Below are 13,975 nucleotides of genomic sequence, written 5' to 3' on the forward strand. Positions count from 1 at the left end.
AACTGAAAGACCATCCTGCTTCGCCGGACTGAGCGGCATCTCCCCATACCCCAAGGCCGTCGGATACCTGCTGGTGCGGTGACCGTCGACGTGTGTGCCGGGGTCGGCCTGGGCCGATCTTGACCGGCTGACCACCGGAAACGGTGGAAAAATGGTCAAGATCCGGCGGGGCGACCCGGTGAAGACCGACAGTCGCCGCACCCGGGGCGATCGACTGCCATCCGGACCCGCGACTCCGGGCGCCCACCGACCGGCCCACGGAACCTACCGACGACCCGCGGTGAGATCGAGCAACTCGGACCTGCCCGAGACGCCTGTTTCAGCAGGGTATAGGTCACCCGGACGGATGTTGCCGACACGCGAAACCTCTTAAGTGCGCGGCATTGCGCTATCACGAGGATGAGCGTCCACAATCGGCCTTCCGTGATCGTTCATCCTCGCCATGGCGGGGTCCGGCGCACACGATCGGGGATGTGTTGGCCGGAGCGCCCGGCGATGATCACGGCTGTCGCGGTGTCCCGGTGCCGGACGACTGGCCGTTGATGTCGGCGACGACCATGCCCGTGGTCAGGGTTTCGACCTGGGCCACGACCCGGCCGGACGGGGTGATCACGCTGGTCGGGCCGTAGGCGATGCGGTCGGGGTCGCGCCGGCCCGTCACGTCGGCTGAGATCACCCACATGCCGGTCTCTCGGGCCCGTTCGGCTCGGATCGTGTTGTGCAGGGGTCTCCAGTGTTCGGCGGCGGCGCGGCGCAGCATGTTCTGCGAGGCCACGAGGAGGACCTGCGCGCCCCGGGCGGCCACCGCCGAGGCCGCCGCGGGAAACCGGGTGTCGTAGCAGATGTTGATGCCGAACCGGACTCCTCCGACGTCGAAGACCGGGTAGTCGTCGCCCGGGGTGAAGATCCGTTCGCCGTCGATCAGGTGGGTCTTGCGGTAGGCGCCGAGGACCGTCCCCCGTTCGATCACGACGGCGGTGTTGTGGAAGGCGGCCCCGCGGCGTTCGATGAGGCCGAGCACGAGCACCGGCCGGATCGGTGCGAGCCGGGCCAGGATCGCGGCGAATCCTGGTGACGAAAGGTCGACCGCGGTCCGTGTCACGTGCTCACTGCTGACCAGGTAGCCCTGGAGGAGGCACTCCGGGAACAGCAGCACGTCGAGTCCGGCGGCGCCGGCGGCGAACGACTCCACGACGGCCAGTGAGGCCGGCACGTCGTCGAGGAGTTCCGGAGTCTGGCACGCCCCGATCCGCATGGCCGCAGGCTAGCCGGGCGGTCGGGCATGATGCACGGTGTGATGCTGCTGGTGCCGTCCGATGTCCTGCGTCCACGCCGTCCCGATGAGCACTTCGCGGACGAGGCGGCGGCTGCCCGGGACGCCGGTGTCGAGGTCGCTCTCGTCGATCACGACGCGCTGGCCGGCGGTGACATCGAGCGTGGGGTGGCGCGGGTCCCGGCCGGAGCCGGTGCGGTTTATCGGGGCTGGATGCTGGACGCCGGCCGGTATGCGGAGATGGCCGCCGCCCTGGCCGCCCGTGGGGTGACGCTGCGTACCGATGCGGGGCAGTACCGCCGGGCGCACGAACTGCCGGGCTGGTATGCGGCGATCGCCGGGGATACGCCGGAGACGGTATGGACGGCCGGTGACGGGCGGGACGCGTTCCGGGTGGCGTGCGGTGAGCTGGGTGGCGGTCCCGCGGTGCTGCGTGACTTCACGAAGTCGATGAAGCACTACTGGCATGAGGCGGCGTTCGTCCCGGACGTCGCCGACGGTGACGCGGCGTGGGCGGTGGCGGCCCGGTTCCGGGAGTTGCGCGGGGACGGGTTCACCGGCGGGTTCGTGCTGCGGCGGTTCGAGTCGTTCACCGGGGCCGAGGTGCGTACCTGGTGGGTCGATGGGGTGTGCCGGCTGGTGACGGCCCATCCGGACACTCCGGATGAACTGCCGCCGGACGGTCTGGTGCTGCCTGATCTGGGTGGGGTGGATCTGCCGTTCGTGACCGCCGACCTGGCGTTGCGCGCCGACGGCCGCTGGCGGGTGGTCGAGATCGGCGACGGTCAGGTGAGCGACCGTCCCCGCAGCACGCCGCCCGAGGAGCTGATCACGGTGTTGGCGGGCCGGTGAGGGCGGCGCGTTTGGCGGCGTACTCGTCGTCGGTGAGGATGCCGGCGGCGTGGAGTTCGGCCAGGTGCCCGAGGAGGGCGCTGTTGTCGGGTGCGGCGGTCATCCGGTCGCGGATCAGCGCGGCGAGGTAGGCGGCGGTCCGCCGGTCGGCGCTGAAGGAGACCGTGGTGCCGCCGGTGTCGATCTCCACCGAGGAGCGGATCAGGCGATCACGGGCGGTCACCCGGTCGACGGTGGTCAGCGGCACCCGTTCGCGGCCGGCGCCGGTGCCCATCAGGCCGCCGGTGCTGGCGAGTTCCAGCCGGTCGGGGTAGACGAGCAGGTAGAGGTCGGTGCCGCCGGTACGGGTGTGTGCGACGGCCAGGGCGCCGGTGGTGTCGACGCTGTGCCGGCGGGCCCGGTCGAGTGCCTGAGCGCAGTGATCGGGAACCGTCATACCGTCGTCGGAGCTCACGATGAGTCACCGTAGCTCATCGACGAGGGTCCATCAGGTGCGTAGGCTTGCCGCCCATGGAGGAACGGGTCTTCACCGATCGGGGGGAGCTGGTCCTGCGGAGCCGGGACGGACACTTCGAGCTCATCAGCAACGGTGTCCTCCTGATGGATACGCGATCGGACCGCTCGGAACGGGTGCTGGTGCGCGCCGCCCTGGATGCCATCGGGCCGCGGCCGCGGCTGTTGATCGGCGGGCTGGGGGTGGGGTTCGCGCTGGCCGAGGCGGTCCGTACGGACGCTTCCGAGATCATCGTCGTCGAGGTCGAGCCGGCCGTCGTGGACTGGCATCGCGGGGTGCTGCGGCCGTTCAGTGAGGGGGCGCTCGACGATCCGCGGGTGCGTGTGGTGACCGCCGACCTGGCGGTGTGGTTCACCGGCACCAGTGATCGTTTCGACGCGATCTGCCTGGATGTCGACAACGGCCCGGGGTGGACGGTCTTCGACCACGGGACGCGCCTGTCCCGGCCGTCCGGGCTGGCCATGTTGCGGGAGCATCTGCGGCCGGGCGGGGCGCTGGCGGTGTGGAGCGCGTCGGCGGGGCCGGGATTCGCGGCGACCCTGACCCGGATGGTCGGCCCGTGCCGGACGGTGCGGATCCCGGCGGGGCGGGCCCGGCCGGATGTCGTCTACGTGGCGTCGTGCGCGGGCGACGATCTACGCGGTGTCCGCAGCCCGTGAATCAGGCGGTATTCGATGAGGTCGGGGTGCGGCGGGAAGTCGTCGGGGACCGAGCGCCCGGTGGCCCGCCAGCCCATCTTCTCGTAGAAGCGCCGCGCCCGGAGATTGCCGGCGAGCACCCACAGGCGGCCGGTGCCACCGAGCAGTTCGACGATCTCGGCGTGCGCGGCCGCGGCCAGCCCGGTGCCCCAGGTGCGGGTAGCCGTACCGAAATGAAGCAATTGATCGGCTTTTAAAGCGACGTATCCAGTGATCTGTCCGTCCTGGAGGATCACCAGGACCCGCACCGACGGGTCGTCGATCTCCTCGGCCCACCGGGCGGTCAGCTCGGCCCGCGGGAACGGGAACTCGTCCTGCGGGAAGATCCCGGACAGCGCGCGGATCGAGCCCTCCTGCTGCACATCCATGATCGCTTCGACGTCGGCCGGTGTGGCCGTGCGCAACACGCTCACGCCACACCGAACCAGCGGTCGGCCAGTTCGTCGAAGGTCGCCGCCGCGGGCAGCCGTTTCATCCAGGCCGGCAGATTGCTGAAGTAGTGCAGCAGCGCCCACGCCATCATCCGCCGCGGGAACCCGTCGTCGGCCGGTTGCCCGTAGGCGCGCAGGAACCGCCCGAGGAACCGGCCGTCACCCTCGGCGACGAAACAGCCGACGCCGACGAACTCGTACTCGGCGGCGCCCCGCATCGCCGGTTCGAAATCGATCAGCCCGCTGAACCGCCAGCGACCGTCCGAACCCGGCGCGACCAGCAGATGGTCCCGCATGATCTCAGTGTGCAGCAGCACCCGCCGCCGGTCGGTCAGATCCACGTCGAGGGCCTCCGGGAGGCGCTCCAGCCACGCCTGGTCCAGGCCCCGGCGCCGCTGCCGCTCGGCACATCCGGCCCGTTGCGCGGCCACGAACTCGTCCCAGTCGGCCGGCCACCACCCGTCGATCTCCGGCAGCGGCAACGCGTGCAGCGCCGCGACCGCATGCCCCAGATCGTCGGCCAGCCGGTCCCGGTCGCCCGCCGCAATCCGGTCCCACACCGCGCTGAGCTGCACCCCCGGCATCCGTTCCATCAGCACGAACGCCCAGCCGTCCCGCTCACCGGCCGCTTCCACCCGCGGCGTGGCGATCGGCAGCCGCCCGTGGACCGCCTGCAGAACCCCGGTCTCGACCGGGAACTCCGCCCGGTACACCTGCGGGAACAGCTTCAACACCAGCCGGCCCGCACCGTAGACGGGCAGCGAACCGGACGCGAACCGCTCGGCACCCGCCGGATCCACCCCGAGATCCCGCAGCAGCGCCTCGACCCCCGGACGCAGCGCACCCTCATCGAGCGCGTCGAACGATTCCGCACTCCCGGCCACCGGCAACTTCGACACCGGAAAGACCATAGGGGGTACGTGCCACCACCACCCGACCGCAGGCACTCCCTCCCCGGCTGCGCCGCGACCGCCCTCCCCTGCGCCGTTCGCAGTCCAGGCGACCGGCTCTTGTGGACGGACCGGTCGTCAGGCGTACCCGGAAGGTGCATTTCGCGACGGACCGATGCCACCTACCGTCGGTGATGTGCGCATCACCGATCTACGTGCGGCGATCAATCTGATCTTGCCCCTGCCCGTTACCAGGGAGAACAGGTCTGGAGGACTGACGTGACCGAGACGCCCGAGTCGCCGGACCGGCCCGCATGGGATGTCGCGTCAGCGGCGTACTTCGACCCGACGACCATGGCGATGACGCCCCCGGCCGAGCACCTGAGGCCCGCCGCCGACCCGTTCACACCGGTGTCCCCGCCGGCCGACCCGTTCACACCGGTGGCCTCGCCGGTCGACCCGTTCGCATCGGTGGCCTCGCCGGCCGACCCGGACGGCACCGTGGTCGTCGGCCGCTTCGAACCCGCACGCCAGCAGCAGCACTACCCGGCCGGGCCCTCCGACTGGCCGGCCGCCGACGGGTTCGGGACCACGGAGCAACTCCAGCCGCTCCCGCCGCTCCCGCCGGGCCGGGGATACGGGAAACTCCCGGTGATCGTCGCCGCCCTGGCCGTCCTGCTGGTGGCCGGGGCCGCCGGCGGTGTCGTGCTGATGCGGGCCTCCGACCGCACGGACGCGGCCGGCACCGATCCCACGCCCCCGGTCACGCCCACCGACACGGTCACCACCGAGGTCACCCCCACCGAGACCGTGACCACCGACTACACGCCGACGACCGAGTCCACCCCGACCGGGTCCACCCCCACCGAGTCCACCCCGACCGTCGACCCGCAGGAGGCGGCGCTGACCCGGCTGGAGTCGCTGCGCGCCCAGGACCTGGGCACCGTCACGTTCGACAGCCGGTTCGTCGCCCAGATCGCCTCGAAGTATCCGGGTGTCAGCGACCCCTACCAGACCGCCGCCGACGGCACGCACACGTTCCAGCTCAGTGACATCCTCGCCGAGCACGAGCGCCTCCGCTCGGAGCACGGCGACACCGAACATCCGGTGATCCTTCTCAAGAGCACCGACTACGGTAAACAGCAGCTGGTCGGCGGCGAGCCGTTGTGGGTGACGTTCGCGGTCGGCGAGTTCCCCGACAAGGCCGCGGTGCTGGCCTGGTGCTCCACCCACTTCGGCCACCTGTCCCCGACCGAGCTCAAGAACCAGTGCGACTCCCGTAACCTGCGCCCGGTCACCTGACCGTCAGAACCGCACACGAGACGGCCTCGACGGTGACCGGGGGTGTGATCGCGGATCACCCAGCCTTTACGCTGGACCACGAGACCTTCCTGCACCAGCCGGAACAACGCCTCCCGCGCGGGAGTGCGGCTGACCTCCAGCCAGTCGGCGATGTCCGCCTCGACGAGCCGACGGGTGGGGGCGCAGCTTACGCCTTTGCCCCCCGGGTGGGATTGAAATGTTTCAAGCGTCGTGCTTACCATCAGGGCGCCCCTCCCGCCTCGGTTAGAAAGGCCCAGGTGTTGACTCAGCAGCCCCGCAACGGTCGGGCTCCCTCGGTGAAGGACGTCGCCGCCGCAGCGGGCGTCTCCCTGGGCACCGTCTCCAACGTGCTCAACCGGCCCGCCGTGGTCAGTGTCGCCACCCGTGAGCGGGTCGAGCGGGCGATGGCCGAGCTCGGGTTCGTGCGTAACGAGTCGGCCCGGCAGTTGCGCGCCGGCACCAGCCGCGCCCTGGCCTACGTGATGCTCGACGGCGGCAACCCGTTCTTCCACGACGTCGCCGAGGGCATCGAGACCGCCGCCGAGGACGCCGACCTGTCACTGTTCGTCTGCAACAGCAACGGCCGGTCCGAGCGCGAGGCCAAACACCTCGACCGGCTCCTCCAGCAGCGCGTCCAGGGCATCCTGATCACCCCGGTCGACCCGGACGCACCGCACCTGGCCGATCTGGCCCAGCGGGGTCTGCCGTTCGTCATGGTCGACCGGTTCAGCCGGGCCGGCGGGCACTGCTCGGTCGCCGTCGACGACGTCCTCGGCGGCCGCATCGCCGTCGAGCACCTGATCGATCGCGGACATCGCCGTGTGGCGTTCGTGGGCGGGCCGTCCAGCATCGGCCAGGTTCGTGAGCGTCTTCAGGGCGCCCGCGCGGTGTGGGCCGAGTTCGGCATGCCCGAGGAGGACCTGATCCACCTGCCGACCGAGGCGCTCACCGTCAACGAGGGCCGCTCGGCCGGGGAGCGGCTGGCCGGGCTGCCCACCCGGCGGCGCCCGACGGCGGCGTTCTGCGCCAACGACCTGCTCGCGCTGGGCCTGCTGCAGCACGCCGTCACGGCCGGGCTGCGGGTTCCCGACGACCTGGCGATCGTCGGCTTCGACGACATCGACTTCGCGGCCGCCGCCGCGGTGCCGCTCACCTCGGTCCGGCAGCCGCGGCAGGAGCTCGGGCGGACCGCGGCGCGCCTGGTCCTGGACGAGGCCACCAATCCCGATCACGTCCACGAGCAGGCCACCTTCGTGCCGGCCCTGGTCGCCCGGGCGTCGACAGGCACCGCCCGCCGGTGATCCGGGGTGCGGGTGGTGCCGCCGGGTGGCGGTGATCCGGGGTGTGGGTGGTGCCGCCGGGTGGCGGTGATCCGGGGTGTGGGTGGTGCGCCGGGTGACGGTGAGCCGGGGCGCGGGAGGGCCGCACCGCCCGTCGGTGACCGAGGGCGCTTCGGCTGATACCTTCCGTCGGTGATCGAGGGGCTCTACGACGTCATCCATCGCCGCCGCGACGTCCGTGCGGAGTTCACCGGGGAGGCCGTCGACCCCGAGGTCCTCGACCGGATCCTCGCCGCCGCGCACGCGGCCCCGAGCGTCGGCCTCTCCCAGCCGTGGGACTTCGTGATCGTCCGCTCGGACACCGTGCGCAAGGCCTTTCACGAGCACGTCCGCACCGAGCGGGACGTCTTCGCCGCGACGCTGAGCGGGGAGGCCGCCGCCCGGTTCGCCCGCATCAAGATCGACGGGGTGCTGGAGGCGGGCCTGTCGATCGTGGTCACCTACGATCCGGCGCGCGGCGGGCCCGCGGTCCTCGGCCGGCACGCGATCGCCGACGCCGGCCTGTACTCGGTCTGCCTCGCCATCCAGAACCTGTGGTTGTCCGCCACCGCCGAGGGTCTCGGTGTCGGTTGGGTGTCGTTCTACCGCGAGGAGTTCCTGGGCGAACTGCTCGGCATCCCGGCCGGGATCCGTCCGGTCGCGTGGCTCTGCGTCGGCCCGGTCAGCCATCTCGAAACCGTCCCCGACCTGGAACGGCACGGCTGGCGGCGGCGGCGCCCGGTCAGCGAGGCGATCCACGAGGACCGGTGGAACGGATGAGACTGCACGTCGGCTGCGCCATGTGGAGCCTGAAATCGTGGCAGGGCCGGTTCATCCCGGCGTCCGGCACTGATCGCCTTCGGTCATACGCCGGGTGGTGCAATGCGGTCGAAGGCAACACGACCTTCTACGCGACGCCCACCCTCGCCACGGTTTCCGGGTGGGCGGCCCAGGCCCCGGCGGACTTCCGGTTCGTCCTGAAGCTGCCGAGGGAGGTCACGCACGGCGCCGCTCTCTCCGACATCTCCGGAATGTCGGAGTTCTTGCGTGTGATCGAACCGCTCGGGCCACGGATCCACGCCCTGTGGGTGCAACTGCCGGGATCCTTCGGACCCGGCGACCTTCCGGCTCTCGCACGGTTCCTGAGACTTCTGCCCGATTCTTTCCGGTACGCCGTAGAGGTTCGCGATCCGGCCTTCTTCCACCACCCGCGCCACCTCGAGGACCTGCTCGGCACCGTCGGGGCGGAGTGGGTGCCGTTCGACACGACCGAGTTCTTCCGCACACCCCCGACCAGTGACGCCGAACGTGACGCCTGGCTGAAGAAACCCCGCATGCCGTTGCGCACCGACGCTCTCACCGATCGGCCGATCATTCGCTACCTGGGGCGGGACGCCACCGGCCGTACCGTCGAAGGCTGGCGGAAATGGGTGCCGATCGTCGCCGGCTGGTTGCGCGAGGGCCGATCGCCGACGTTCTTCGTGCACACACCGGACAATGCGGACGCGCCGGAACTGTGCCGCCGCTTCCACGACGAGGTCCGCGCCCTGGTGCCGGACCTGGAGCCGTTGCCACCTCCGCCACCGGCGTCGTCCCTGGAACCCGAGGGCCCGCCCACCCTGTTCTGAGCCGCCCGGCGCGGTGTTCTCCAGTGGAGGGTTGTAGGTTGCCGTCCATGATCAAGACGCGTCTGCTGGGCGTGGCACAGTTCCTGCTGATCGCGCTATATCTGCTCGGCGGGTTCGGGCTGCTGCTGCTCGCGGTCGTGCGCAGCGGCGACTGGAGTGCGCTGCTGGCGCCGGGGCTGGACCGGCTCGGCGACCCGAAGGACTCGATCCCGTTCGGCTGGGACTCGGTCTCCAACCCGTTCGCGTGGATCTTCGGCATCGCCCGGCTGACGGCCATGCTGGTGGTCCCGGTGGTGGCGGTCGGCGTCCTGCTCGGCGGTTTCGCGGTGGCGTCAGGCCGGCGCGACGGCGACGCCCGCCGGATCCGGCGGGCCCTGCTGCTCATCGTGCTGTGGCTGGCACTGGCGGCGGTGGCCTTCACCCCCTACGGCGGCAGCCTGCACACCTGGCTCGCCGACTGACCGCCCGCTGTGAACGGGTGAGGGCCCGGCTCGGTGGCCGGGCCCTCGGGGGGTCAGGAGTGCGGGCAGGTGTCGCGGTACTCCTGGATGGCGGTGCCGGACGGGGCCGGGCACAGGAACTGGTCGTAGCGGGTGTCGTTGTCGATGAAGCGCTTCAGCCAGGACAGGCTGTACTTCGCGACGGTCACGCTGCCGCCCTCGGTCGGGGCCGAGTGGCTGGCGTTGTTGAGTTCCAGGTAGGCCTTGTCGGGCGCGGTGGTCAGGCTCGTGTAGAACGGCTCGGCGTGTGACGACACCGGAGCCACCGTGTCGTTCTCGGCGCCGATGATCAGGGTCGGAACGCGTACCGTGGTCCAGCTCTTCGTGCCGTGCCACGGGGTCATCGGGACCGCCGCCTGCAGTGCGGGCCGGGTGCGGGCCGCGGCCAGGCTGCCGCCGCCACCCATCGAGTGGCCCATCACGCCGAGGCGGGTGGCGTCGATGCGGGTGCGCACCGAGCTGGTGTTGGTCAGGTAGTCGAGGGCGGCCAGCAACTGCGTGCCGCGGCTGTCCGGCTGGTCGAGGGTGCTGCGGGTGTCGATGGTGATCACCACGAAGCCCTGCGAGGCGAGCCGCGGGCCGAGCCAGGCGATGCTCGACTGCGACGCGGTGAAGCCGGGGGAGACGGCGATGGCCCCGAACGTTCCGGCGCTGGTGTCGGTCGGGTAGTAGATGGTGCCGCCACCGAACGTGGAGACGCTGGAGCGTGCCACGGTGACCTGGGCGATCGCGAACGTGCCGCGGGACGCCTCGATGCTGGCGTTGGTGGGTGCCGGGCCGCGCTCGTACGGGTTGGCGGCCGCGGCCGGTGGTGCGGGCGTCGCCAGGACGAAGGCGGCGCAGAGAGCGGTCAGTAGTGCGAGCTTCCGGGTGCGGGCAGGAACGGGCATGGGAACTCCCTGGGGTATTGGGGCTCCTGGAATCGAGGGATGTCGATAAGTTAACCCGGCGGTAACAAAGGAGGTAATCCCAGCCCGTACCTGGACCCGGCGGTATGTCAGACGTGTGGACAGGTGTCGCGGTACTCCTGGATGCCCGGGCCCGCCGGCGCCGGGCAGAGGAACCGCTCGTAGCGGGTGTCCTCGTCGAGGAACCGCTTCAGCCAGGCCACGCTGTACTTCGCGACCAGCGGGTTCTGGTTCGCCGTCGGCGCCCAGTGGCCGGCGTCGTCCAGCTCCAGGTAGGCCTTCTCCGGCGCGCCGGTCAGGCCCACGTAGAAGGCCTCCGCGTTCGAGCCGACAGGTGCGATGAGATCGTTGTCGGCGCCGACGATCAGCGTCGCCGCGCGTACCTCAGGCCAGGTCTTCGTGCCGTGCCAGGGAGCCAGCGGGAGCGCCGCACGCAGCGACGGGCGGGTCCGGGCCGCGACCAGCGCGCCTCCACCGCCCATCGAATGACCGGCGACGGCAAGACGATCAGGATCGATCTGGGTACGGACGGCGCTGCTCGTGGTCAGGTAGTCGAGGGCGGCCAGCAACTGGGCGCCACGGCTGTCCGCCTGGTCGTAGGAGCCGGTCGTGTCGATCGTGAACACGACGAAACCCTGCGAGGCCAGACGTGGGCCCAGCCACGCCACACCGGACTGTGACGCGCTGAAACCGGGCACGATCGCCACCGCCCCGAACGAGCCCGCCGACGTGTCGGTGGGGTGGTAGACGGTGCCGCCACCGAACCCGCTGACCTCGGCGCGGGCCACGGTGACCGACTCGATCGCGAACGGTCCGGTGGCGGCCTCCAGGGACGCCACGGTCGGGGCGGGGCCTCGCTCGTACGGGTTGACGGCAGCCGACGACAGTGCCGGGGTGGCGACGACGGCGACCGCCGCGGCACACAGCACGGCCAGGGCGCGACGGGGGAAAGGCATGGGAATCTCCCAGGTCGGAGGGGGAGTGGGAGATCTGCGCAGATCTGTGGCGGCGTCAGGTTAACCGGCCAGTAATAAGACACTTTTAAATCGGTTGCCGTCGCCCGGCCGGTCCGGTTGGGTGGACCGCATGACGTACTGAGGCCTTTACCCAGCGCACCCCGCGGCGGCGTCCACTGCCGCCTGCTCCGGCACCGCCCTCGTCGGCGTGCCGTGAACCGTGCCCTCAGCCCGGCGCCCCCGCATCCCGCGGGCCGCGCCCCACCGTCATGGGAAGAAGCATTTTGTCTTCACAGCACTCCACTCAGCAGTCCACCCGTGCCACCGTCACCGTCTTCGCCGAGTCCGGCAGCTGGATCGAATCCGACGCCGTCGACCAGTGCCACCAGGTCGCCGCACTGGACGGCATGATCCACGTCGCCGGGATGCCCGACCTGCACCCCGGCAAGGGCGCCCCGATCGGCGCCGCGATGCTCTCCTCGGTGCTCTACCCGCTCCTGGTCGGCTCGGACATCGGCTGCGGCATCGCGGTGTTCCCGATCCGGCTCAAGCGGGTCGTCCCGGAGCGGCTGGCCGGCCGCTTCCCCGACCTGGACGAGCCGGTCGACCCGGCCGATCTGCCCGGCACGGACATCCCCGCCGGATACACCGACCAGCTCGGCACCGTCGGGCGCGGCAACCACTTCGTCGAGCTCGCCAGGGTCGACGAGGTGCTCGACGGCGGGCACGCCGAGCGGCTCGGCCTGACCGCGGGGGACACCGTCCTGATCGTGCACAGCGGCTCCCGCGGTCTCGGCGAGCGCATCCTGCGGTCGCACACCGAGGTGCACGGCGCGGGCCCGGCCGCCGACCCGGCGGCCTACCTGGCCGCCCACGACGAGGCGGTCCGGTGGGGACACCTCAACCGGCGGATCATGGCCGAGCGGGTCGCCGACGCCCTCGGCGCCGAACTCGGCGAACCCGTCACCGACGTCTGCCACAACTCCGCCGAGGTCCGCGGCGGGCACTACCTGCACCGCAAGGGCGCCGCACCCGGCGACGGCACCGACGTGCTCATCGCCGGCACCCGCGGCACCCGGTCGTTCCTGGTGGCCGGGCATGCCGGCGCCGGGGCCGGGCACTCGGTGGCGCACGGCGCCGGGCGCAAGATGTCCCGGAGCGACGCGCTGCGGCGTGGCCGTGCCAAACACACGGTCGAGGAGCTGCGGCGTACGGCGGTCGGTTCCATCGTCGTCTGCGGCGACCGCCAGTTGCTCTTCGAGGAGGCGCCCGGCGCCTACAAGCGGATCGAGCAGGTGATCGGCGACCTGGTCGCGCACCGGCTCGCCACGCCCGTCGTCAGCACGGTCCCGCTGGTCACCTACAAGACGGCCGATCTGGCCCCCCGGAAAGGAGGCCGTCGATGAGTGCGGCTGCTTCGTCGAGTGCGGCCTCCGCGGGTGCGGCGGCTCTCCGCGCGGTCACCGGGTGCGTCCCGGTGGTCCGGTGGCGGCGGTTCGCCGACCGTCCACCACGGCCGGTGTTCTTCACCCGCCCGCCGCGGCGGGGCGGTTCCCGGCACACCGGGACCTCCTGGCAGGGCGGGGGTGAGCAGCGGTGATCGGCTGGTGGAAACGAGCGGCCCGGCCCGCGCCCGACACCGGGGGGCTCTGCCGGCCGGTCTTCACCGGACCGGAGCCACGCCACGGAGCCGGATCCTCCGACGGCTGCCGCGGCACCCGGTCACGGCCGCCGGGCACCGGCCGCATCGCACCCTTCCGGCGGTGGGCATGAGACCGCCGTCGATTTTCCGGTACGGCCGGGAAGGGCACCGTGGCTGTCCGCGCGAGGTCGCCACGGCTCCCGGCCGAGACGCGGCCGCCGGGCTGAATGCGGTGGTCACCGGAATGCCACGACCGTGCCGCCATGGTGTGGGCGGCGACTCCGCACCTCGTGGAACGGGGGCACGATGGCCGTACATCTGATGGTTTCCGCCGGCCGCGGACCGCAGGAGTGCTCGTGGGCGCTGGCCCGGCTGGTCGGTCGGCTGGAGGCCGATGCCGCGCAGCGGAAGATCACCACCCGGCGGGTGGAGACCGTGGCGGGGGAGCGGGCCGGGACGTTCCGGTCGGTGCTGCTGGAGATCAGCGGTGCGGGGGAGGCCGAGTTCGCCGCGTCGTGGAGCGGGACGCTGTGCTGGCAGGCGCCGAGTCCCTATCGGGCCGGCCCCGGGCGCAAGAACTGGTATGTGACGGCGCGGCGGTGTTCGGTCGGCGTCGAGCGGACCGTCTTCGACGAGGCGGACGTGGAGATCGTGCCGACCCGCACCGGCGGGCCCGGTGGGCAGCACCGCAACAAGGCCAGCACCGCGGTCCGGGCCACCCACCGGCCCAGCGGGATCGTGGTGGTCGCCGACACCGAGCGGCAGCTCAGCCTCAACCGGGGCATCGCGTTGCGGCTGATCCGGGAGCGTCTGGAAGCCGGTGACGCGGCGGCCTCGCAGGCGGCGGAGACGGCGCGGTGGCGGATCCACGACGAACTGGTCCGCGGCAACCCGACCCGCGTCGAGCGGCCCTGACACCGTGCCGAGGGGCGGCGGCCCGAACCGGTGCCGCCGCCCCTCGCAAGAGCTCCAGCACGCCGGTGGATCACGAACCGCGATCGCCGGCACGCCGGGCGTGACGCCCTCATTGATCAATGACGT

At 71.5% G+C, this 13,975-nt stretch carries 16 protein-coding genes and 1 pseudogene; 10 read left to right on the forward strand and 7 right to left on the reverse strand.

Going from position 1 to position 13,975, the window contains the following annotated elements; translation table 11 throughout:
- Positions 1 to 499: 499 nt before the first annotated feature.
- The gene (locus ACFO0C_RS31240) at positions 500 to 1,255 is read right to left on the reverse strand and encodes a carbon-nitrogen hydrolase family protein (RefSeq protein ID WP_378070304.1); all 756 of its coding nucleotides are present in this window, start codon (positions 1,253 to 1,255) and stop codon (positions 500 to 502) included.
- Between the two features lie 42 nt (positions 1,256 to 1,297).
- On the opposite strand from ACFO0C_RS31240, the gene ACFO0C_RS31245 reads away from it, so the two are divergent.
- Positions 1,298 to 2,125 carry an ATP-grasp domain-containing protein gene (locus ACFO0C_RS31245; RefSeq protein ID WP_378070496.1) on the forward strand — a complete coding sequence of 276 codons (828 nt, stop codon included), beginning with the start codon at positions 1,298 to 1,300 and terminating at the stop codon, positions 2,123 to 2,125.
- On the opposite strand, the gene ACFO0C_RS31250 is transcribed toward ACFO0C_RS31245, so the two are convergent.
- The gene (locus ACFO0C_RS31250) at positions 2,103 to 2,579 is read right to left on the reverse strand and encodes an SHOCT domain-containing protein (RefSeq protein ID WP_378070305.1); all 477 of its coding nucleotides are present in this window, start codon (positions 2,577 to 2,579) and stop codon (positions 2,103 to 2,105) included. The genes ACFO0C_RS31245 and ACFO0C_RS31250 overlap by 23 nt on opposite strands.
- Before the next feature lie 56 nt (positions 2,580 to 2,635).
- Here ACFO0C_RS31250 and ACFO0C_RS31255 point away from each other — a divergent pair, with 56 nt between their 5' ends.
- Entirely contained in the window at positions 2,636 to 3,298 is a 663-nt protein-coding gene (locus tag ACFO0C_RS31255) for a spermine/spermidine synthase domain-containing protein (protein WP_378070306.1), read from the forward strand.
- Here the strand turns inward: ACFO0C_RS31255 and ACFO0C_RS31260 are convergent.
- Positions 3,247 to 3,750 (reverse strand): GNAT family N-acetyltransferase, encoded by a 504-nt coding sequence (locus ACFO0C_RS31260; protein ID WP_378070307.1) that lies wholly within the window; start codon positions 3,748 to 3,750, stop codon positions 3,247 to 3,249. The genes ACFO0C_RS31255 and ACFO0C_RS31260 overlap by 52 nt on opposite strands.
- Positions 3,747 to 4,667 (reverse strand): aminoglycoside phosphotransferase family protein, encoded by a 921-nt coding sequence (locus ACFO0C_RS31265; RefSeq protein ID WP_378070308.1) that lies wholly within the window; start codon positions 4,665 to 4,667, stop codon positions 3,747 to 3,749. Before ACFO0C_RS31265 ends, ACFO0C_RS31260 begins: the two co-directional genes overlap by 4 nt.
- A 270-nt stretch (positions 4,668 to 4,937) precedes the next feature.
- Between ACFO0C_RS31265 and ACFO0C_RS31270 the strand changes: the two genes are divergently transcribed.
- On the forward strand, positions 4,938 to 5,960 hold the full coding sequence (locus tag ACFO0C_RS31270) for a hypothetical protein (RefSeq protein WP_378070309.1): 1,023 nt from the start codon (positions 4,938 to 4,940) through the stop codon (positions 5,958 to 5,960).
- 74 nt (positions 5,961 to 6,034) lie between these two features.
- On the opposite strand, the pseudogene ACFO0C_RS31275 reads toward ACFO0C_RS31270, so the two are convergent.
- Positions 6,035 to 6,202: pseudogene (locus tag ACFO0C_RS31275) on the reverse strand (GntR family transcriptional regulator); the annotation flags it as partial.
- Between the two features lie 36 nt (positions 6,203 to 6,238).
- On the opposite strand from ACFO0C_RS31275, the gene ACFO0C_RS31280 reads away from it, so the two are divergent.
- The 4 genes from ACFO0C_RS31280 to ACFO0C_RS31295 all read left to right on the forward strand — a co-directional run bounded on the left by ACFO0C_RS31280 (position 6,239) and on the right by ACFO0C_RS31295 (position 9,389).
- Complete coding sequence (locus ACFO0C_RS31280; protein ID WP_378070310.1) at positions 6,239 to 7,282, forward strand: LacI family DNA-binding transcriptional regulator; 1,044 nt, start codon at positions 6,239 to 6,241, stop codon at positions 7,280 to 7,282.
- A gap of 174 nt (positions 7,283 to 7,456) precedes the next feature.
- Positions 7,457 to 8,080, forward strand: coding sequence for a 5,6-dimethylbenzimidazole synthase (gene bluB / locus ACFO0C_RS31285; protein ID WP_378070497.1), 624 nt, complete (start codon positions 7,457 to 7,459; stop codon positions 8,078 to 8,080).
- Positions 8,077 to 8,928: a DUF72 domain-containing protein gene (locus tag ACFO0C_RS31290; RefSeq protein WP_378070311.1), complete on the forward strand. Its 852-nt coding sequence runs from the start codon at positions 8,077 to 8,079 to the stop codon at positions 8,926 to 8,928. Before bluB ends, ACFO0C_RS31290 begins: the two co-directional genes overlap by 4 nt.
- A 47-nt stretch (positions 8,929 to 8,975) precedes the next feature.
- A complete protein-coding gene (locus ACFO0C_RS31295) occupies positions 8,976 to 9,389 on the forward strand; it encodes a hypothetical protein (protein WP_378070312.1) in 414 nt (137 codons plus the stop codon).
- Positions 9,390 to 9,442: 53 nt separating this feature from the next.
- Here the strand turns inward: ACFO0C_RS31295 and ACFO0C_RS31300 are convergent, their stop codons facing one another.
- Positions 9,443 to 10,318: a poly(ethylene terephthalate) hydrolase family protein gene (locus ACFO0C_RS31300; protein WP_378070313.1), complete on the reverse strand. Its 876-nt coding sequence runs from the start codon at positions 10,316 to 10,318 to the stop codon at positions 9,443 to 9,445.
- A 107-nt stretch (positions 10,319 to 10,425) separates the two neighbouring features.
- Positions 10,426 to 11,292, reverse strand: coding sequence for an alpha/beta hydrolase family protein (locus tag ACFO0C_RS31305; RefSeq protein ID WP_378070314.1), 867 nt, complete (start codon positions 11,290 to 11,292; stop codon positions 10,426 to 10,428).
- Between the two features lie 269 nt (positions 11,293 to 11,561).
- Here ACFO0C_RS31305 and ACFO0C_RS31310 point away from each other — a divergent pair, with 269 nt between their 5' ends.
- The 3 genes from ACFO0C_RS31310 to prfH all read left to right on the forward strand — a co-directional run bounded on the left by ACFO0C_RS31310 (position 11,562) and on the right by prfH (position 13,849).
- Positions 11,562 to 12,698, forward strand: coding sequence for an RNA ligase RtcB family protein (locus ACFO0C_RS31310; RefSeq protein ID WP_378070315.1), 1,137 nt, complete (start codon positions 11,562 to 11,564; stop codon positions 12,696 to 12,698).
- Complete coding sequence (locus ACFO0C_RS31315) at positions 12,695 to 12,892, forward strand: hypothetical protein (protein WP_378070316.1); 198 nt, start codon at positions 12,695 to 12,697, stop codon at positions 12,890 to 12,892. The genes ACFO0C_RS31310 and ACFO0C_RS31315 overlap by 4 nt, the downstream gene beginning before the upstream one ends.
- Positions 12,893 to 13,240: 348 nt before the next feature.
- Complete coding sequence (gene prfH, locus ACFO0C_RS31320; RefSeq protein WP_378070317.1) at positions 13,241 to 13,849, forward strand: peptide chain release factor H; 609 nt, start codon at positions 13,241 to 13,243, stop codon at positions 13,847 to 13,849.
- Positions 13,850 to 13,975: the final 126 nt, after the last annotated feature.

It is taken from the genome of Actinoplanes subglobosus (assembly GCF_042650585.1).
GTDB classification, from domain to species: Bacteria; Actinomycetota; Actinomycetes; order Mycobacteriales; family Micromonosporaceae; genus Actinoplanes; species Actinoplanes subglobosus.